General features: G+C 69.7%; 15 protein-coding genes and 1 pseudogene. 5 read left to right on the top strand and 11 right to left on the bottom strand.

Annotated features, from left to right (window positions below; all coding sequences use genetic code 11):
- The first annotated feature begins 158 nt into the window (after window positions 1–158).
- Both KUM38_RS14580 and KUM38_RS14575 read left to right on the top strand, forming a co-directional pair.
- Window positions 159–1838 (top strand): sodium:solute symporter family protein, encoded by a 1680-nt coding sequence (locus KUM38_RS14580; protein WP_217129781.1) that lies wholly within the window; start codon window positions 159–161, stop codon window positions 1836–1838.
- Between the two features lie 21 nt (window positions 1839–1859).
- Window positions 1860–2171 (top strand): hypothetical protein, encoded by a 312-nt coding sequence (locus KUM38_RS14575; protein ID WP_217129780.1) that lies wholly within the window; start codon window positions 1860–1862, stop codon window positions 2169–2171.
- 490 nt (window positions 2172–2661) lie between these two features.
- On the opposite strand, the gene KUM38_RS14570 is transcribed toward KUM38_RS14575, so the two are convergent.
- From KUM38_RS14570 to KUM38_RS14555, 4 genes are all read right to left on the bottom strand, one after another.
- Entirely contained in the window at window positions 2662–3342 is a 681-nt protein-coding gene (locus tag KUM38_RS14570; protein ID WP_217129779.1) for a response regulator transcription factor, read from the bottom strand.
- Between the two features lie 206 nt (window positions 3343–3548).
- Complete coding sequence (locus tag KUM38_RS14565; RefSeq protein WP_217129778.1) at window positions 3549–5471, bottom strand: PQQ-binding-like beta-propeller repeat protein; 1923 nt, start codon at window positions 5469–5471, stop codon at window positions 3549–3551.
- A 73-nt stretch (window positions 5472–5544) separates the two neighbouring features.
- Entirely contained in the window at window positions 5545–7263 is a 1719-nt protein-coding gene (locus tag KUM38_RS14560; RefSeq protein ID WP_217129777.1) for a PQQ-binding-like beta-propeller repeat protein, read from the bottom strand.
- Between the two features lie 236 nt (window positions 7264–7499).
- Window positions 7500–9317 carry an ABC-F family ATP-binding cassette domain-containing protein gene (locus tag KUM38_RS14555; protein WP_217129776.1) on the bottom strand — a complete coding sequence of 606 codons (1818 nt, stop codon included), beginning with the start codon at window positions 9315–9317 and terminating at the stop codon, window positions 7500–7502.
- Between the two features lie 156 nt (window positions 9318–9473).
- Here KUM38_RS14555 and KUM38_RS14550 point away from each other — a divergent pair, with 156 nt between their 5' ends.
- Window positions 9474–10070 (top strand): Uma2 family endonuclease, encoded by a 597-nt coding sequence (locus tag KUM38_RS14550; protein WP_217129888.1) that lies wholly within the window; start codon window positions 9474–9476, stop codon window positions 10068–10070.
- A 5-nt stretch (window positions 10071–10075) separates the two neighbouring features.
- Here the strand turns inward: KUM38_RS14550 and KUM38_RS14545 are convergent, their stop codons facing one another.
- From KUM38_RS14545 to rsmI, 5 genes and pseudogenes are all read right to left on the bottom strand, one after another.
- Window positions 10076–10975, bottom strand: a complete 900-nt coding sequence (locus tag KUM38_RS14545) for a 4-(cytidine 5'-diphospho)-2-C-methyl-D-erythritol kinase (RefSeq protein ID WP_217129775.1) — start codon at window positions 10973–10975, stop codon at window positions 10076–10078.
- Window positions 10972–11844: a 16S rRNA (adenine(1518)-N(6)/adenine(1519)-N(6))-dimethyltransferase RsmA gene (gene rsmA / locus KUM38_RS14540; RefSeq protein ID WP_217129774.1), complete on the bottom strand. Its 873-nt coding sequence runs from the start codon at window positions 11842–11844 to the stop codon at window positions 10972–10974. The genes KUM38_RS14545 and rsmA overlap by 4 nt, the downstream gene beginning before the upstream one ends.
- 34 nt (window positions 11845–11878) lie before the next feature.
- A complete protein-coding gene (locus tag KUM38_RS14535) occupies window positions 11879–12769 on the bottom strand; it encodes a TatD family hydrolase (protein WP_217129773.1) in 891 nt (296 codons plus the stop codon).
- A gap of 37 nt (window positions 12770–12806) precedes the next feature.
- A pseudogene (locus KUM38_RS14530) lies at window positions 12807–13079 on the bottom strand (hypothetical protein); the annotation flags it as partial.
- Window positions 13080–13338: 259 nt separating this feature from the next.
- Window positions 13339–14187, bottom strand: a complete 849-nt coding sequence (gene rsmI, locus KUM38_RS14525; protein WP_217129772.1) for a 16S rRNA (cytidine(1402)-2'-O)-methyltransferase — start codon at window positions 14185–14187, stop codon at window positions 13339–13341.
- Between the two features lie 85 nt (window positions 14188–14272).
- Here rsmI and KUM38_RS14520 point away from each other — a divergent pair, with 85 nt between their 5' ends.
- On the top strand, window positions 14273–16048 hold the full coding sequence (locus KUM38_RS14520) for a dolichyl-phosphate-mannose--protein mannosyltransferase (RefSeq protein ID WP_217129771.1): 1776 nt from the start codon (window positions 14273–14275) through the stop codon (window positions 16046–16048).
- Between the two features lie 271 nt (window positions 16049–16319).
- On the top strand, window positions 16320–16898 hold the full coding sequence (locus tag KUM38_RS14515) for a hypothetical protein (RefSeq protein WP_217129770.1): 579 nt from the start codon (window positions 16320–16322) through the stop codon (window positions 16896–16898).
- A 310-nt stretch (window positions 16899–17208) separates the two neighbouring features.
- Here KUM38_RS14515 and KUM38_RS14510 read toward each other — a convergent pair whose 3' ends face one another.
- Together KUM38_RS14510 and KUM38_RS14505 are read right to left on the bottom strand one after the other, a co-directional pair.
- Entirely contained in the window at window positions 17209–17874 is a 666-nt protein-coding gene (locus tag KUM38_RS14510; protein WP_217129769.1) for a YdcF family protein, read from the bottom strand.
- Window positions 17871–18665, bottom strand: coding sequence for a GntR family transcriptional regulator (locus tag KUM38_RS14505; RefSeq protein WP_217129768.1), 795 nt, complete (start codon window positions 18663–18665; stop codon window positions 17871–17873). Before KUM38_RS14505 ends, KUM38_RS14510 begins: the two co-directional genes overlap by 4 nt.
- Window positions 18666–18914: the final 249 nt, after the last annotated feature.

Here is an 18914-nt window from a genome sequence, read left to right as displayed (position 1 = left end):
CCGCCAATCATCCAACACAATCAAACATAACACATCACAACCCATCAGCGAGCCCCGCTTATCACAATCAAACAAAGAACGTCACGGGAAGTGTTCAATCACTGAACACGGAGGCATGGGTTCCGCACCGGATCAGTTCGCGAACGAAGCGAGTGTGTATGCAAACCCCCACATACCTAGCCGCAGAGCTTCGACTCCCCACCAACTGGCTGGACTACACGATCCTCGGGATCTACTTCGTCGTCGTGCTGGGCATCGGCTTCGCCGCCCGCCGCTCGGTCAGAACCAGCCTCGACTTCTTCCTGTCCGGCCGCTCCCTGCCCGCCTGGGTCACCGGTCTGGCCTTCATCGCGGCCAACCTCGGCGCCACCGAGATCCTCGGCATGGCGGCCAACAGCGCCCAGTACGGCGTCTACACGACCCACTGGTACTGGATCGGCGCCATCCCCGCGATGGTCTTCCTGGGCCTGGTGATGATGCCGTTCTACTACGGCAGCAAGGTCCGCTCGGTCCCCGAGTTCCTGCTGCTGCGCTTCGACAAGGCGGCCCACCTGCTCAGCTCGGTCCTCTTCGCGGCCGCCGCGATCCTCATCGCCGGCGTGAACCTCTACGCCCTCGCGATCGTCGTCGAGGCCCTCCTCGGCTGGCCGCAGTGGGTGGCGATCGTCGTCGCCGGCTTCTTCGTCCTGGCCTACATCACCCTCGGCGGCCTGTCCTCGGCGATCTACAACGAGGTCCTGCAGTTCTTCGTCATCCTCGCCGCGCTCATCCCGATCACGGTGCTCGGCCTGAAGAGCGTCGGCGGCTGGGACGGCCTGTCCGACTCCCTCACCGCATCGCGCGGCGGCGACTTCATGACCGCCTGGGGCGGCACCGGCATCGGCAGCGACAACCCGCTCGGCGCCAACTGGCTGACCATCGTCCTCGGCCTCGGCTTCGTCCTCTCCTTCGGCTACTGGACGACGAACTTCGCCGAGGTGCAGCGCGCCCTGTCCGCCAAGAACCTCTCGGCGGCCCAGCGCACCCCGCTCATCGCCGCGTTCCCGAAGATCTTCATCGTGTTCCTGGTGATGATCCCGGGCCTGGTCGCGGCGGTCCTCGTGCCCGCCATCGGCACGCCCGACTCGGACCTCCAGTACAACGACGCCATCCCGTACCTGATGGAACAGCTCCTGCCCAACGGCGTGCTGGGCATCGCCGTCACCGGCCTGCTGGCCGCGTTCATGGCCGGCATGGCGGCCAACATCTCCTCCTTCAACACCGTCTTCACCACCGACATCTGGGCGAAGTACGTGGTGAAGCACCGCGAGGACGCGTACTACGTCCGCTTCGGCCGCCTGATCACCGCGATCGGCGTCCTCGCCTCCATCGGCACGGCGTTCCTGGCCAGCTCCTTCTCCAACATCATGAGCTACCTCCAGACGCTCTTCTCCTTCTTCAACGTGCCGATGTTCGTGGTCTTCATCATCGGCATGTTCTGGAAGCGGGCGTCCATGAAGTCCGGCTTCTGGGGCCTGATCGCCGGCACCACCGCCGCGATGATCAACTACTTCGTCATCTACAAGCAGGGCATCATCGACATCCCCTCCGACCAGGGCGCCAACTTCGTCTCCGCGATCGCCGGCTTCGTCGCGGGCGCGGTGGTCATGGTCGCCGTGTCGCTCTTCACCGCGCCCAAGCCCGCCGACGAGCTCCAGGGCCTGGTCTACGGCACGCGCTCGCCCGGCATGGCGGAACCGCCCGCCGAGGGCGACGACGCGTGGTACCGCAAGCCCGCGCTGCTGGGCTGGGGTGCGGTGATTCTGGCTGCCGCCTGCTACATCCCGTTCTCGTTCTGACCGCGGGAGGATGGAGAGACCATGTCCGAGCACTACTCCGAGCGTGATCTTCAGCGGGAGATCACCGAGTTGGAGACCAAGTCCACGACGGCCGCACGGCTGTTCGACATCCGGCGGATCATCGGCGGGCTGTTCGTCGTGTACGGCGTGATCGTCACGATCGCGGGATTCACCGCGTCCGATGCGGACATCGACAAGGCCGAGGGAGTCAACATCAACCTCTGGACGGGGTTGGGGATGCTGGTCCTGGGCCTGCTGTTCCTCCTCTGGCTGAAGCTCAGGCCGACGGCTCCGCCGCCGCCGGATGTCGTTCCGGGGGAACGGGAGGAGTGAGCGGGGCCGCACGGGACGCGCGGTCCGGGGCTCGGTGGGGCGCCCGGTGTCGGTGTGGGCCGGGGGTAGGTCGCGCGGCCCGGCGCCAGCGGGGTGCCTCCCCCACTCTCGACTTCTCCCCCACTCTCGACTTCGCTCGAGCGGGGGGACCCCCATGAGCGGGAGGTACCCCCACCGCCCACCCGTGCCGCCCTGGGGGTACCTCCCAGGCCTTTACGGCACTGGGGGAGGCACGACCGCCCGCGGTGGCGGGGAGCCGGCGGGAGTGGCCGGCAGCCGCGTACGGCGGGAAGGGAACGGGGCGGGGGTGGCCGCCCGCAGTGGCCGGCGCGTCCGCGCCCCGCACCCCCTCCGAGCAACGTGATCCGCGCCGGTCCGAGGACGGACACCCCCGACGCGGCCCCGACCCACCCACCGACCGCAGGCGCTACGCCCGCCCCCACCGGACCGAACGATGCGCCGCAGGCATCCCACCCACCCGGCCGCAGGACTAGGAGCCGCCCCCCACCGGTCCCGCCCGGTCCAGCAACCCCGTCCGGGCGGCCAGGGCCGCCGCCTCCAGGCGGGAGCCCACGCCCAGTTTCATCAGGACCCGCTGGACATGCGTCCGGGCCGTGGACGGCGCGATGCCCATGCCCGCCGCGATCAGCCGGGTGTCCTCCCCGTCGGCGACCCGCACCAGCACCTCCACCTCCCGAGGCGTCAGCATCTGCAACAACCGCGCGCCCTCGTCGTCCGGCTGCGCCGCGGGATTCAGCAGTTCCCCGAACGCCCCCTGCAACAACTGCGGCGCCACGGCAGCCTCCCCCGCCCGCGCCTTCATGATCGCCCGCTCGACCCCCTCGATGCGCTCATCGTGCCGCACGTACCCCGACGCCCCCGCCGCGAACGCCGCCGCGATACCCCGCGGCGACGGAACCGGCCCCAGCACGACCACCGCCACCTGCGGCCGCTCCCGCTTGATCTTCACCACCGGATCGAACGCCCCCGCCTCCGCCGGCGCCGCCGTCCCCAGCAGGCACACCTCGGGCGCCCTGCTGATCACCAGATCCGCCGCCCCGGCAGCCGGCGCCGCAGCCGCCAGCACCCGGTGCCCCCGCAGCTTCAACGCCGAGGCCAACGCCTCGGCGAGCAATCGGTGGTCGTCGACCACCATCAGCCGCACTCCCATCGAACAACCAACCCCCCATAACAACGCACCCCAAGATGCCCCCGGAAGCTACACGCTTGTTCGACGCCGCGCTCCCCCTACCGGCGAGAATCGCCCCGGATCACCGAAATTCTCGCATTCGACGGCGATGAGCGCAGGATGCGCGATACGCCCGCGGCCCCGTCCCTGACCAGGGACGGGGCCGCGAGAAACAAGAAACCGAACGATCAGCTCGTACCGAAAGCGATCACCAGATATTCCTTCTCGTCCGAAGCCGACGAGAAGTCACTCGCGTACACACCGGACATGTACAGACCGCCCTGCGAGAACAGGATCTCCGCGTAATCCGGCGACATCCGCGTCTCCACGTCCCGCACGGCCTCCGTCGCCGGGTTCTCCATCAGCGTCGTCTGCTTGAAGGTCCCCCCGTCGATGCTGACGATCTGCCCGCCCTTGTCGTACGGCGGACGCTTGTACGCCAGGATGTTGCCGCCGTCCATCCGCAGCGGAGTGATCGTGTAGCCGTCACCCGCGTCGGCACGCTGCCCGGTCTGCTTGCCGGTCGCCAGGTCGAAGGCGACGACCTCGTTGGTCTGGCTGTACGACTCCCCGCCGCCCTCGTGCTCCTCGGTCGCGATGTACAGCCTGTCCTCGCCGACCGCCAGCCCGCTGCACTTCTCGAGCTTGTAGATGCCGTCGCAGCGGGCCGCGTACTCCTCGCCCGGCGCGGAGATGCGCGTACGCAGCTTGCCGGTCTTGTTGTCGATGGAGAAGAAGTCCGAGATGCCGCTGCCGTCGTCCGCGGATTCACCGACGTCGGCGGCCACGACCAGCGGGTCGGTGGAGACGACGGAGGCGTACTCAATGCCCTCGTCCATCTTGTACTCGGTGATCACCTTCCCGGTCTTCGGGTCGATGGTCTGGATGTGCAGCTGACGCTGCTCGTACGTGCCGCACTTGCGCACCGCGACGAGCTTCTCACCGCCGCCGTACCCGGAGTCGTAGCAGGAGTCGGACGTCTTGGGCGCCCACAGCTGCTTGCCGGAGGCGACCTCCCAGGCGGCGCCGCCGCTGGTGCTGCCCGCCGCGACGGTACCGCCGCTGATCGTGACGTTGCTGAAGCTGATCGGCATGGTGCCGGACTTGGCGCTCTTGGCCCACACCTGCTTGCCGGCCTCCAGATCGATCACCGCGACCTGCGTGCAGGACTGCGGATCCGTCTTGGTCGGCATGGCGGGCTTGAAGATGATCGCCGTCTTGTTGTCCTCGGTGACGCGGCCGCTGCCCTCGCACACCGGACCGGGCAGGTCGACCGTCCACTTCTCGGTGCCCTTGGCGCGGTCGTAGCCGACGACCTCGGCGATCCCGCTCTTGGCGTACACCGTGTCGGTCAGCCAGGAACCGGAGGTGGGGATGCTCGTGGTGCCCTTGGGGACCTTGGGCGCGGGCACCTGGAACAGCACCTTGGAACCGGTGTCGGCCGGTGCCTTCTCCTTCGCCTCGGAGGAGGTGCCCCCGGTACCCCCGGTGCCGCCGCTCTTCTCGTCCTTGCCGCCGGTGCCGCCGGTGCCCGCGGTGGTGTTCTTGTCGTCGTCCTTGCCGGACGAGGACGCGTACCAGACACCGCCGCCGACGATCAGGGCGATGGCCGCGACCGCCGAGACGATGATGGCGGCCTGCGCGTTGAACTTCTTCCCGCCACCCCCCGGCTGCGGCTGCATCGGCATGGTCGGCGGCTGCGGATGCCCGTACCCGGGCTGGCCATAGCCGGGCTGTCCGTACCCGGGCTGGCCGTATCCGGGCTGCCCGTACGCCCCCGGCTGCTGCGGCTGCCCGTACGCCCCCGGCTGCTGCGGCTGCCCGTACGCCCCCGGCTGCTGCGGCTGCCCCGGATACCCGTACCCGGCGGCGGCCGGCGGCTGCTGCGGATACCCGTACCCGGGCCCCTGCGGAGCCGACGGCGGCGTGACCGGAGGCTGCGGGGCGGCCGGGGTCGGCGGAGTCTGCGGGGCGGCCGGAGTCTGCGGATACCCGTATCCGGGCTCCGGGGCCTTGTTGAGTTCGGGCCCACCAGGAGCGGACGGCTGCTGCGGCGGACCGAACCCCGGCTGCTGCGGGGGCTGGTTGGGCGGCGGAGGCGGCTGGGTCATGACGTGAGTACCTCGAAAAAAGGGGACGACGGGCGACGGATGACGGACGGCGGGAAGAAGACGAGCCGCGACCTCACTTGCCGTAGGCGAGCATCAACTTCTCCTTCGACTCGTCATTGCCGGTCAGCCGGGTCGTCGAGATGTAGAAGCGGCCGTCGACCCAGTCGATCGCCTTGCTGTAGAAGTCCCTCTCGATGTCCGCGACGCCCTGCGGGTTCTGCATCAGCTTGACCGGCTTGTGATCGCTGCCGCCGGTGGGGACGGCCACGACCTGGCCACCGGAGTCGTACGAGGGCTTCACGTAGGCGATGAGCTTGCCGCCCTCGACCTTCATGGGCTGCATCGACTCGGCCACCGGGGACTTCACCCGCCACTTCTCCTTGCCGTCGGCGAGGCTGATGGCGACGATCTCGTTGGCCCCGCCGGACGCCACGGTGGGCAGGTAGAGGGTGTCCCCGTCGACGGCGGCGGCCTGGCAGCTCTGAAGGCTGCGCGACAGGACGGCCCAGCCGCACTCGGGGGCGAAGTCCTCGTCGACGCCGACCTGCGAACGCACCTTGCCGCCGGCGGTGAAGGTGGCGATGTTCCAGCTGTCCTTGTCCTCGTTGCTGGCGTGGACGACCACCGGGTCGACGGAGAAGGTGTGATCGACGCGCCAGCCCTTCTCGTACGCGTAGGTCCACTTCACCTTGCCGGTCCTCGGATCGAGTTCCCGGAGCTCGTCGTGCTCATTGTTGCCGCCGGCGCCGCAGGAGGCGACCTGGATCAGCCGCTCGCCGCCCGCGAATCCGGAGGGGAAACAGGCGTCGCCGTACTTCTTCGTGTCGAACAGCTTCTTGCCGTTCGTCACGTCGTACGCGGTACCCGACATCGAGCGGCCCACCATCAGCGTGTCACCGGCGAGGGACATCTCGATCGAGAGCACGGAGTCGAACAGCGCGCCCTCGGCGACCTCCTGCTTCCAGCCCTTCTCGCCGGTGTTGAGGTCGACGAGCTGGAGCTGGTTGCACTCGGCGCTGTCGCTCTTGCCGTTCTTGTAGGCGACGACGACCTTGTCGTCGGCCGTCTTCTCCTGGGTGACCGCGCATATCTCCTGCGGGAAGGTGATGGTGTCCCAGGTGGGAGCGCCGTCACCGATGTTGTAGGCGGAGAGCTCCTTGTAGACGGCCTTCACCGCCGTCTTGTCGGTGATCCACATGCCGGGGGCGTCGGCGCCGGAACCGGGCGCGTCGGGCGCCTCCTTGTACCAGAGCACCTTGGACTCACCGGCCTGGCGGCCCTCGTTGAGGTTCTCCGGGTCCTCGCCGCCGTCGCCGCTGCCGTCGCCCGGGTTGACCGGGGCGCCGGACGAGCCACCCGGCTCGGGGTCGTCGGTCGGCTTGGAGACGGGCTTCTTGTCCTTCTTGCCGTCGTCACCGGAGACGGCCCACACGGTGCCGCCGACCACCAGCAGCGCGGCGACCGCGGCACCGATGACCATGGCGGGCTTGCCCTTGAAGGGGTTCCGGGAGCCGGGCCCGCCGGGCGGCGGCGTACCGGGCGCCCCGGGGAACTGCGGCTGCGTCGGGTATCCGTACCCGGGCTGCCCGTAGGGCCCCGGCTGCTGCGGCTGGCCGTAGGGCCCGGAGGCGTACGGTCCGGAGTTGTACGGCCCCGGCTGCTGCGGATACCCGTACCCGGGCTGCGGCGGACCCTGCGGAGGCGTCTGCGGAGCCCCGAAGCCACCTCCCGGCGGCGGATCCTGCGGTGCTCCGAAGCCACCCTGCGGCGGCTGGTTCGGCGGCTGCGTCATCAGCGCGTTCCCCCTTACATCACTGATTTTTAGCCACGCCCTGAGGTACGCGATGAACCCAGAGTCGTATTCAGACGTTTCTCAGACTGGCCCCTTTGTATCACCCGGCACCGACACGCCACCGGGCCGCGTCCTCCCCTGTTCCCAAGGGAGGACCGGCCCGTGATGCCTCTGTTACGCGCCTTCACGCCCCCTTCACGCCACCCGCGCCCCCGTACACGGACAGGGCCGGCGGCTCAGGCGTCGTCCGCCAGTTCCAGCCAGCGCAGCTCCAGTTCGTCCCGCTGTCCGGCCAGTTCCCGCAGCTCGGCGTCGAGTTCGGCGACCTTCGCGAAGTCGGTGGCCTGTTCGGCGATGGCGGCGTGCAGCCTGGTCTCCTTCTCGGAGATCTTGTCGAGCTGGCGCTCGATCTTCTGGAGTTCCTTCTTGGCGGCGCGCTGGTCGGCGGCGCTCTTCTCCGGGGCGGAACCCTGAGTCGCCGCGGCCGGGACGGCGGCCACCGAGGCGGCGGCGGCCTCCTCCATCCGCTTGCGGCGCTCCAGGTACTCCTCGATGCCGCGCGGCAGCATCCGCAGGGCGCCGTCGCCGAGGAGGGCGAACACCCGGTCGGTGGTGCGCTCGACGAAGAACCGGTCGTGGGAGATGACGATCATCGAGCCGGGCCAGCCGTCGAGGACGTCCTCGAGCTGGGTGAGGGTCTCGATGTCGAGGTCGTTGGTGGGCTCGTCGAGGAAGAGGACGTTGGGCTCGTCCATCAGCAGCCGCAGCAGCTGCAACCGCCGCCGCTCACCACCCGACAGGTCCCCGACCGGCGTCCACTGCTTCTCCTTGTTGAACCCGAACGTCTCGCACAGCTGCCCGGCGGTCATCTCGCGCCCCTTGCCGAGGTCGACGCGCTCCCGCACCTGCTGCACGGCCTGCAGCACCCGCCAGGTGGGGTCGAGCTCGGCGACCTCCTGGGAGAGGTAGGCGAGCTTGACCGTCTTGCCCACGCGGACGCTGCCCCCCGCGGGCTGCACCTCCCCCTCGCTCCGGGCCGCCTCGGCGAGCGCCCGCAGCAGGGACGTCTTGCCCGCCCCGTTGACCCCGACCAGACCGATGCGGTCCCCGGGCCCGAGCTGCCAGGTGACGTGCTTGAGCAGCACCTTGGGCCCGGCCTGGACGGTGACGTCCTCCAGGTCGAACACCGTCTTGCCGAGCCGGGACGACGCGAACTTCATCAGCTCGCTGCTGTCACGCGGCGGCGGAACGTCCTTGATCAGCTCGTTCGCGGCCTCGACCCGGAACCGCGGCTTGGACGTCCGCGCGGGAGCACCGCGCCGCAGCCAGGCCAGCTCCTTGCGGACCAGGTTCTGCCGCTTGACCTCCTCGGTGGCGGCGATCCGTTCGCGCTCCGCGCGGGCGAAGACGTAGTCGGAGTAGCCGCCCTCGTACTCGTACACGTCACCGCGCTGCACGTCCCACATGCGGGTGCAGACCTGGTCGAGGAACCAGCGGTCGTGGGTGACGCAGACGAGCGCGGACCGGCGGTTCCGCAGGTGCTCGGCGAGCCAGGCGATGCCCTCGACGTCGAGGTGGTTCGTCGGCTCGTCGAGGACGATCAGCTCCTGCTCCTCGATGAGCAGCTTGGCGAGCGCGATCCGCCGCCGCTCGCCGCCGGACAGCGGCCCGATGACGGTGTCGAGCCCTTTGGGGAACCCGGGCAGGTCCAGCCCGCCGAACAGCCCGGTCAGTACGTCCCTGACCTTGGCGTTCCCGGCCCATTCGTGGTCGGCCATGTCCCCGATGACCTCGTGCCGGACGGTGGCGGCCGGGTCGAGGGAGTCGTGCTGGGTCAGCACCCCGAGCCGCAGCCCGCCGGAGTGCGTCACCCGCCCGGTGTCGGCCTCCTCCAGCTTGGCCAGCATCCGGATGAGGGTGGTCTTGCCGTCGCCGTTGCGCCCCACGACCCCGATCCGGTCCCCCTCGGAGACACCGAGGGAGATCCCGTCGAGCAGCGCACGCGTCCCGTACACCTTGCTGACGTTCTCGACATTGACCAGATTGACGGCCATTTCTCTCCTGCCCGGTGGATCGATCAGTTTTCAAGCGTAGGCCCTGACGGAGGGCGGCCGGGACGCGAGGCGACAGTCACTCCTTGTGATGACGTGGTCGGAAAGGGACGGCTACCGTGGAGGGCAGGCAGCAGGATCCCGTCCATGGGAGGAACCATGACCGCCGAGTCCGTAGAGCACCGCGTCCAGTGGCCGGTGCCGCCGTTGGACGGCTACACCGTGGATGACCTGTTCACGCTGCCTGATCTCCCGCCGCACACCGAGCTGATCGACGGGAGTCTGGTCTTCGTGAGTCCGCAGCGCCGTTTCCACTTCCTTGCGATCGACCTCTTGTTCAACGGGCTGCGTAGCGCTCTCGGCCCGGAGTTCAGTGTCGAGCGGGAGATGACCGTCGTTCTCGACAAGCGCAACGGCCCCGAACCGGATGTCAGCGTGGTTCGAGCCGACGCGGTCACCGGGCTGAACCAGACCAGCTTCAAGGCCGAGGACGTCCTGCTCGCCGTGGAGGTCGTCTCGCCCGACTCGGAATCCCGCGACCGTACGACCAAACCTCACAAGTACGCCCTCGCGGGAATCCCCCACTACTGGCGTGTCGAGCCGGACGGAACCACCGGCCGTCCCCTCGTCCATGTCTACGAGCTCGACCCGGTGACGCAGTCCTATGTACACATGGGCTGGCACCGTGACCGGATCAAGGTCGACAAGCCTTCCGCCATCGCCATCGACCTGGGCCCGGTCGAAACACGGCCCTGAGCGCTTCAGACGACCGTCGCACCCGGCACGGGACCTGCCGCCGTACGCACCGTGCGGCAGGTACCGGAGGCCCGCAGGGCGCCCGCGATCCCCTCCGCCGCCTCCGCGTCCCGGGCGAGGAACGCCGTAGTCGGCCCCGACCCCGACACCAGCGAGGCCAGTGCCCCCGCCGCACGCCCCGCCGCCAGCGTGTCCGCCAGCTCCGGGAACAGCGACAGCGCAGCCGGCTGAAGGCCGTTGGAGCCGGAGACGGCGACGGCGAGTGCGTCGACGTCACCCTTGGCGAGTGCGTCGAGCAGTTCCCGCGAGGCCACGGGCTCGGGGATCTCCCGTCCCTCCCCCAGCCGGTCGAACTCCCGGAACACCGCCGGTGTGGACAGCCCCCGCGAGGCCATCGCGAACACCCAGTGGAAGGTGCCCCCCACCTCCAGCTCCGTCAGCCGCTCGCCCCGTCCGGTGCCGAGCGCCGCCCCTCCCACCAGGCTGAACGGCACGTCGCTGCCCAGCTCGGCGCAGATGTCGAGGAGTTCGTCGCGCGAGGCGCCCGTCCCCCACAGCGCGTCGCACGCCAGCAGGGCGCCCGCGCCGTCCGCGCTGCCGCCCGCCATACCCCCTGCGACGGGGATGTCCTTGGCGATGTGGAGGTGGACGTCCGCGTCCCGGCCGTACCGCTCGGCGAGCGCCAGGGCGGCGCGGGCGGCGAGGTTCGTACGGTCGAGCGGGACCTGGTCGGCGTCGGGACCGGCGCAGGTCACACGCAGCTCATCGGCCGCCGTGACCGTGACCTCGTCGTGGAGACCCACCGCGAGGAAGACGTTGGCCAGGTCGTGGAAGCCGTCGGGGCGGGCCGCGCCGACCGCGAGCTGGACGTTGACCTTGGCGGGGACGCGGACGGTGACGCTCACTGCTGACCCGGCTCCTTGTTCTCGGCGATGCGCGCGAACTCCTCCACCGTGAGGGACTCACCCCGCGCCTGCGGCGACACCCCCGCCGCGACCAGGGCGGCCTCCGCCGCGGCCGCCGAGCCCGCCCACCCGGCGAGCGCGGCCCGCAGCGTCTTGCGGCGCTGGGCGAAGGCCGCGTCGACGACGGCGAACACCTCGCGCCGGGAGACGCCGGTCTTCAGCGGCTCCGCGCGGCGGACCAGCGAGACCAGCCCGCTGTCGACGTTGGGCGCGGGCCAGAAGACGTTCCGCCCGATGGCGCCGGCCCGCTTGACCTCCGCGTACCAGTTGGCCTTGACCGACGGCACGCCGTACACCTTCGAGCCGGGCGCGGCGGCGAGCCGGTCGGCGACCTCCGACTGGACCATGACGAGGGTGCGCTCGATGCTCGGGAACGTCTCGAGCATGTGCAGCAGCACCGGGACGGCCACGTTGTAGGGCAGGTTCGCGACCAGCGCGGTCGGGGCGGGTCCCGGCAGTTCGGTGACGTGCATCGCGTCGGAGTGGACCAGCGCGAACCGCTCGGCCCGCCCGGGCATGCGGGCGGCGACGGTGGCGGGCAGCGCGGCGGCCAGGACGTCGTCGATCTCGACGGCGGTGACCCGGTCGGCGGCCTCGAGGAGCGCCAGGGTGAGCGAGCCGAGCCCCGGGCCTACCTCGACGACCACGTCGTCGGGGCGGACCTCGGCGGTGCGCACGATACGGCGGACCGTGTTGGCGTCGATGACGAAGTTCTGGCCGCGCTGCTTGGTGGGCCGTACGCCGAGGGCGGCCGCCAGTTCACGGACGTCGGCGGGGCCCAGGAGGGCGTCGGGGGTGGGGCTGGTCACGGGACAAGGGTACGGGGCACGGGGACCTCGCAGGTCACGCCTGTGGATAACCGAAGGCGCGGGCCGTGTTCGCCCCGAGGGCGGTGGCGAGGGTGTCCTCGTCGACGCCCCGCACGGCCGCCATGGCGCGCACGGTCACCGGCACCAGGTACGGGGCGTTGGGCCGGCCGCGGTACGGCACCGGGGTCAGGAACGGCGCGTCGGTCTCCACCAGGACCAGCTCCAGCGGGGCCACGGCGAGCGCGTCCCGCAGGTTCTGCGCGTTCTTGAAGGTGACGTTGCCGGCGAACGACATGTAGTAGCCGGCGCTCGCGCAGATCTCCGCCATCTCGGCGTCGCCCGAGTAGCAGTGGAAGACGGTGCGCTCGGGCGCGCCCTCCTCCTTCAGCACGCGCAGGACGTCGGCGTGGGCGTCGCGGTCGTGGATGACGAGGGCCTTGCCGTGCCGCTTGGCGATCTCGATGTGGGCGCGGAAGGACTTCTCCTGCGCCTCCTTGCCCTCCGGTCCGGTGCGGAAGTAGTCGAGGCCGGTCTCGCCGACGCCCTTGACCTGGGGCAGCGCGGCCAGCCGGTCGATCTCGGCGAGCGCCTCGTCCAGGCCGGCGTCCCCGCCGGGCTCGCGGGCGCCCTGCCGGGACCAGCCGTCCGGGTCCCCGTGGACGATGCGCGGCGCCTCGTTGGGGTGCAGCGCGACCGTCGCGTGGACGGCGTCGTACGCCGCCGCCGTCTCGGCCGCCCACCGGGACCCCTTGAGGTCGCAGCCGACCTGCACCACGGTCGTCACCCCCACCGACGCGGCCTTGGCGAGCCCTTCCTCCACCGTGCCGGACTGCATGTCGAGGTGGGTGTGCGAGTCCGCGACCGGAACCCGCAGGGGCTCCGGGAGCGGCGGGGCGGCGTTCTTGTCGGGGGCGTTCGAAGGCATGCCCCCGATCCTACGGAAGCGGCGCGGACGTCAGCTCGGCGTCGTGTGCGCAGGCGACCCGGCCCGCCCCCAGGATGCGCACCAGGTGACCGTCGCAGTTCTGGCACGTCGGCCGGTTCAGCGGGGAGGGGACGATCTGGCCGTCCGCCACGTACATCACGAACTCGTGGCCGTCGGCGTCGGTGTGGTGCTCTATCTCGTACGACTGTTCCCAGCCGTATCCGCAGCGCATGCAGGCGAAGGAATACGACTCGTCGACGACGGCGGTGGCGCCCGCGCGCAGCGCGGCCTGCCCGGTGATCTCGGTCATCCCGGCTCCTGTCGGTCCGCTGGAGGGAGCGGATCCGCCCCCGAACCTAAGTGGACTACTCCACTGCCGCGAGCGCAGGAGGGCCGACCGAGTATTGACGGCGATTTGGTGTCCCCTTGCCCGACCGCCTCACGGACGGTGCCGGAGCTTTGCCTTCCGCCGGACCGCTTTACCCGCCCGTGGGGCGCCCGCTCACCGGAGGAGCGACCTGCTCAGAGGTCGTTTCGCGCCCCCGGGACCGTTCACGCCCCGGGGCCGTTCACGCCCCCGCGTTCTTCGCGGCCACCACCGCGTCGAACACCTGCCGCTTGGGAAGCCCCGCCTCCACGGCCACCGCCGCGATCGCCTCCTTGCGCCGCTCCCCGGCGTCCTCCCGCACCCGCACCCTCCGCACCAGCTCGGCGTCGTCGATCTCCTCGGCCCCCTTCTCCGGCGCCCCCTCGACCACCACCGTGATCTCCCCGCGCACGCCCTCCGCCGCCCACGCGGCCAGCTCCGCCAGCGGACCGCGCCTGACCTCCTCGTACGTCTTGGTCAGCTCCCGGCACACGGCGGCCCGCCGCTCCCCGCCGAACACCTCGGCCATCGCGGCGAGGGTGTCGTCGAGGCGGTGCGGGGCCTCGAAGTAGACGAGGGTGCGCCGCTCGTCGGCGACCTCGCGCAGCCGTCCCAGCCGCTCGCCGGCCTTCCGGGGCAGGAACCCCTCGAAGCAGAACCGGTCCACGGGCAGCCCGGACAGGGCGAGCGCGGTGAGCACCGCGGACGGCCCCGGCACCGCGGTGACCTTGACGTCCCGCTCGACGGCCGCGGCGACCAGCCGGTAGCCGGGGTCGGACACGGACGGCATCCCGGCGTCCGTCACCAGCAGCACGCGCGCGCCGCCCGCCAGCTCCTCGACCAGCTCGGGCGTGCGGGCGGACTCGTTGCCCTCGAAGTACGACACGACCCGCCCCTTGGGGGTGACGCCGAGCGCCTGGGTGAGGCGCCGCAGCCGCCGCGTGTCCTCGGCGGCGACGACGTCGGCGCCCGCCAGTTCCTCCGCGAGCCGGGGCGGGGCGTCGGAGATGTCGCCGATGGGGGTGCCTGCGAGTACGAGGATTCCGGTCACTCCCCCATCCTCCCAGCACCGGACGGAGCCGGGGCATACCGGCCATGCGCGGGACTCACACAGCCCTGTTCCCTACGATGGCGCGGTGACCAGTACCGCGTCCTCCACGGACACCCTGCAGGACCAGGCACCGCACGAAGAGCGGCCGTCGTGGCGGCAGCGGCTGCGCCGTTTCGGCTACCCGGCGCCGGGCCCGGCCGGAGGTGACGTCCGCAAGGCCGATGTCCGCGGGGGCGACGTCCGCGACCGCCTGGTGCCGCCGTACACGGAGCCGTCGAAGCGGCTGTGGGACACGCTCGGGGTGCCACCGGTCCTCGCGGGGCACGTCACCCGCTGGTCGGGGTGGGGCGGCCCGCTCCTGGTCACGTTGCTGGCGGGCGTGCTCCGGTTCTGGAACCTGGGCAGCCCGAAGGCGGTGATATTCGACGAGACGTACTACGCCAAGGACGCGTGGGCGCTGGTCCACCGCGGGTTCGAGGTCAACTGGGACAAGAACGTCAACGATCTGATCCTCTCGGGCGGTCCCGTCCCCGTCCCGACGGACGCGGCGTACGTCGTGCATCCGCCGGTCGGCAAGTACGTGATCGGGCTGGGCGAGCTGTTGTTCGGCTTCGACCCGTTCGGCTGGCGGTTCATGACGGCGCTGCTCGGCACGCTCTCCGTGCTGATGCTGTGCCGGATCGGCCGGCGCCTGTTCCGCTCCACGTTCCTCGGCTGTCTCGCGGGCGCGCTGATGGCGGTGGACGGGCTGCACTTCGTGATGAGCCGGACCTCGCTGCTCGACGGCGTGCTGATGTTCTTCGTGCTGGCGGCGTTCGGCTGCCTGGTGGTCGACCGGGACCGGGCGCGCGAGAAGCTCGCCGCCGCGCTGCCCGTGGACGCCGACGGCCGGGTCCGCCCGGACGCGTACGTCGCCGAGAACACCCGGATCGGCTTCCGCCCCTGGCGCCTGGCGGCGGGTCTGATGCTGGGGCTGGCGATCGGCACGAAGTGGAACGGCCTCTACATCATGGCCGCGTTCTGTGTGATGGCGGTGCTGTGGGACGTCGGCGCGCGCAGGGTCGCCGGCGCGCACCGGCCCCGCCTCGCGGTGTTGAGGCGCGACCTGGGCTGGGCGTTCCTGTCGACCGTGCCGGTGGCCGTGGTCACCTACTTCGCCTCCTGGATCGGCTGGATCCTCTCCCCGGCCGACGGCACCGGCGGCTACTACCGCGACTGGGCGGCCAAGGACGGCAAGGACAGCAGCTGGTCGTGGCTGCTGCCCGACTGGTGGCGCAGCCTGTGGCACTACGAGAACCAGGTCTACGACTTCCACGTCGGCCTGTCCTCGCCGCACACCTACGAGTCCAACCCGTGGAGCTGGATCGTCACCGGCCGTCCGGTCTCCTACTTCTACGAGTCCCCGGCCCCCGGCACGGACGGCTGCCCGGTCGACGCGGGCGAGAAGTGCGCCCAGGAGGTGCTGGCCCTCGGCACGCCGATGCTGTGGTGGGTGGCCTGCTTCGCGATCCTGTACGTCCTGTGGCGCTGGCTGTTCCGACGCGACTGGCGGGCCGGCGCGATCGCCTGCGGCATCGCGGCCGGTTACGCGCCCTGGTTCCTGTACCAGGAGCGCACGATCTTCTTCTTCTACGCCGTCGTCTTCCTCCCCTTCCTCTGCCTGGCCGTGGCGATGCTCCTGGGCGCCCTCGTCGGTCCGCCCCGCTCCACCGACACCCGCCGTGTCGCGGGCGCGACGGCGGCGGGCGTACTGACCCTGCTGATCGCCTGGAACTTCATCTACTTCTGGCCCATCTACACCGGCACCACGATCCCGATCGACGACTGGCGGGCGCGGATGTGGCTGGACACGTGGGTCTAGCTGCACAGACACACCACGAGGGCGCGGCAGACTGCCGCGCCCTCGCGGTCGTTGTTGGTCGTTAGCGGTTGTCGTGGGCCACCCTCGGACGGCCCGGAGACGGCCCGCCGCTCGTCCAGCAGCAGCTTTACAGCGGGCTCCGTTCACCTTCTATGACCTGCAGCTCACGTACGTCCTCGTTCCGGCCCAACTGAGCTGGCGAGTTAGTCGCGCCAGCTCGGCCGGTCGCTGGGTGGGCACTCTCCTAGTAGCCACACGGGACAGGTACTGGGTGGCCGTTGTCGAAGAGTTACTGAAGGACAGGGTGGATTCAGACTTCCCGTCCTTGCAGGCCGCCTCCGTCTCCGCCCCTTGTGCGGCCTTCTCCCTCGATATCTCCGAGGCTCTCCTCGACCTGATGCGAAGCATTCCGAGGCATTCCGCCGCCCCGTTCCCGGAGATCGATCGTGGTGATATCCGCGATACGCTCAACATGCTCCATCAAGATCTGAGAAATCATGGCTCGATGATGGTGAGCGACCTCAAGCCTTTTCTGCGCGAAGGAAAGCAGCACCGACCTTTCCTCTTCTGCGATGTCTTGCCGCGCGGCACGAGCCAGTACCTGACTCAATTCCTCGAAAACGTCCAGGACCCATTGTGGGTGGTCGGTATCTTCCTCAGTATGCTGGCCGAGGCCGCGTACCCCTTCGACGAGGTCGACACTGCGTCTGGCTGTGGGGATGTAGAGACCATCGTGGAGGGCTTCGTACAGGGCTGTTCGCGCCTCGGCGCGAACAGGTTCCACAGCCCGGCGGAACTCCTCCAGGTCCACCGGATCGCGGTAACTTATTTCCGACCACATTCGCACTAAGAGGTCGTCCCACGCTGCGATGGATTTACGCACCAGTACAACCCGGGCGACTTGGGCACGCAGCAGCTCCGCCTCGCGAGCCGTCGCGGTCTCGGACCGGGCCCGGTCGCGTTCGGCCTCCGCTTCTCTCCTCGCCCGCTTCTGCAGTTGAAGCGGCCCCCAAAAAGCAACGCCCCCGGTGACAACGGCACCCCCGAGAACTCCGATCAGACCGTAGACCGCGTCTGATAAATTCCCCCCCATTTTCCCTCATTTCCACCCAGTGGCCTCAACCAGCAGTACAGAAAGCTACTCGCCCTCTGCAGTGCCGTCACTCCCTCGCTGCGGCATCTGCCACGAGTCGGCTTATGAACCCGGCGTCGCGCAGGCGCTCAAACGCTGCGGTCACGTCCTCGGGTACGCGCTGCTCGATCATGAATCCCTGTTGCGGGTAGATCATGAGCCGCTGCTGCGCGCCGGCCAGCATGTCGATGACCAGGCGTGCGTCTCCGATCGAGTCGACGTAGTCGGCCAGGGTCATGGGTGTGGACGCGCTGACCCACTCAACTTCGGGCCACAGTTTGCGGGCGGTTGCGTAGGCGCGTCGTTCCTCGTATGGCTTGCTGACCAGCAGGACGGAGGAGACGGCGGCCTGGTGCTCTTCGAGGAGTGCGCGAGAGAAGCGGATGTTCTCTCCTGTATTCCGGGCCCGCGGTTCAACGAGGATGGCATCGGCCGGCACTCCCAGTTCCATCGCCCGCTCGCGGTAGTGCTCGGCCTCGCCACGCGGCATGCGGTCGCGTGTGGTGCGGCTGGTCGCCCCGGTGAAGACGATCAGCGGCATCATGCCCCGGTGGTAGAGATCGGCGGTTGTGTCCGCGACTCCAAGGTCATGACTGCCGAGTCCGATCGCGACAGAGCATGGGCGCAGCTCATGGCCCATCTGCTGGAAGTCCCAGAGCCGTTGAGCGTCGGCCCATGCCTGTGCTGAGATCACTTGCTCTCGCCCTCCGTTTTCGCTGAGTCGGGGACCTTGAAGTCGTACGTCCAGGCGAAGCGTGTCGCCGCGTGCACGCCGACCGCGAACTCCACCACGGTGCCGTCGGCCGTGTACGTCGTCCGGTGCAGCTCCACCACCCACTCACCCGGTGCGAGTTGGAGGAGCTGGACTTCGTCCGCCGTGGGGATGCGTGCGAACAGCGTCTCCTGCATGTGGTCGATCTCGTATCCGGCGTCGTACAGGACACGGAAGCCACCGCCCCGGCCGGCAGGCCCCGGCGTCGGGTCGACGATGCGCGTCCCTTCTACGTGCTCGGGACGGTAGTAGCTGGTCAGCGTGTGCGTCGGCTGTGAGCCTTCCTTGACCACGCGCGCGCGTGCGTAGACCTCCGCACCTTCCGGCAGACCGTGTGCCTGGGCGACGACGGCCGGCGCCGTCACACGGCTGACGGTCTGGGTCTGTTCGTTCCGCTTGTACGTGCGTCCGGACGCCACGCGGTCCGCGATGAACGCCACTTCATCGCCGTCCCGCCACTTGGCCTTGTCGTACCGTGCGATGCCGAGCCGCTTGAGCGGGGCCCGCTCACGGACGACCGTGCCGTGTCCGCGCGACGACGTGACCAGCCCTTCGGCCTCCAACGCCTTGTAAGCCGCATGGACCGTGGACTTCGAGCCTTCGCCCGCTTCCACTAGGTCCCTGATCTGCGGCAATTGGGCACCGGGCGCGTACTCGCCGTTCCTGATCTGTTCGGCCAGTCGGTCCGCAAGCTCCCGCCACTTGGGCGCCATGCAGCACTCCTCTCGACATCGACCAGTGAAACACAGTCCCAGGACTGTTGACAGTCCTGGGACTGTGGGTCATGGTCTTACTGAACGGCCCGCAGTCCTAGGACAGTGAGCCCGGAGCGTCCCTATTGGGCTGCTCCTATGTCGCCCGGAGGGCTCCGTGAAACGGGCTCGAAGGAAGCGCAAGCGCCTTGAGAACTTCACACAGGGAACTGCCGGTAACCCGTGGTCCGCCTGCCCGAAGGGGTCGGA

It is taken from the genome of Streptomyces sp. AC558_RSS880, from assembly GCF_019049255.1.
Lineage (GTDB): Bacteria > Actinomycetota > Actinomycetes > Streptomycetales > Streptomycetaceae > Streptomyces.
The sequence above is the reverse complement of the archived record's forward strand: the minus strand, read 5'-3'. Positions and strand labels throughout refer to the sequence as shown.

Excerpts from the sequence above, each read along its gene's own strand:
- KUM38_RS14580 (WP_217129781.1), top strand. The coding sequence starts at position 159 with ATGCAAACCCCCACATACCTAGCCGCAGAGCTTCGACTCCCCACCAAC.
- KUM38_RS14560 (WP_217129777.1), bottom strand. The coding sequence starts at position 7,263 with ATGACGCAGCCGCCGAACCAGCCGCCGCAGGGTGGCTTCGGAGCACCG.
- KUM38_RS14575 (WP_217129780.1), top strand. The coding sequence starts at position 1,860 with ATGTCCGAGCACTACTCCGAGCGTGATCTTCAGCGGGAGATCACCGAG.
- KUM38_RS14550 (WP_217129888.1), top strand. The coding sequence starts at position 9,474 with ATGACCGCCGAGTCCGTAGAGCACCGCGTCCAGTGGCCGGTGCCGCCG.
- KUM38_RS14505 (WP_217129768.1), bottom strand. The coding sequence starts at position 18,665 with ATGGCGCCCAAGTGGCGGGAGCTTGCGGACCGACTGGCCGAACAGATC.
- KUM38_RS14535 (WP_217129773.1), bottom strand. The coding sequence starts at position 12,769 with ATGCCTTCGAACGCCCCCGACAAGAACGCCGCCCCGCCGCTCCCGGAG.
- KUM38_RS14570 (WP_217129779.1), bottom strand. The coding sequence starts at position 3,342 with ATGGGAGTGCGGCTGATGGTGGTCGACGACCACCGATTGCTCGCCGAG.
- KUM38_RS14555 (WP_217129776.1), bottom strand. The coding sequence starts at position 9,317 with ATGGCCGTCAATCTGGTCAATGTCGAGAACGTCAGCAAGGTGTACGGG.
- KUM38_RS14565 (WP_217129778.1), bottom strand. The coding sequence starts at position 5,471 with ATGACCCAGCCGCCTCCGCCGCCCAACCAGCCCCCGCAGCAGCCGGGG.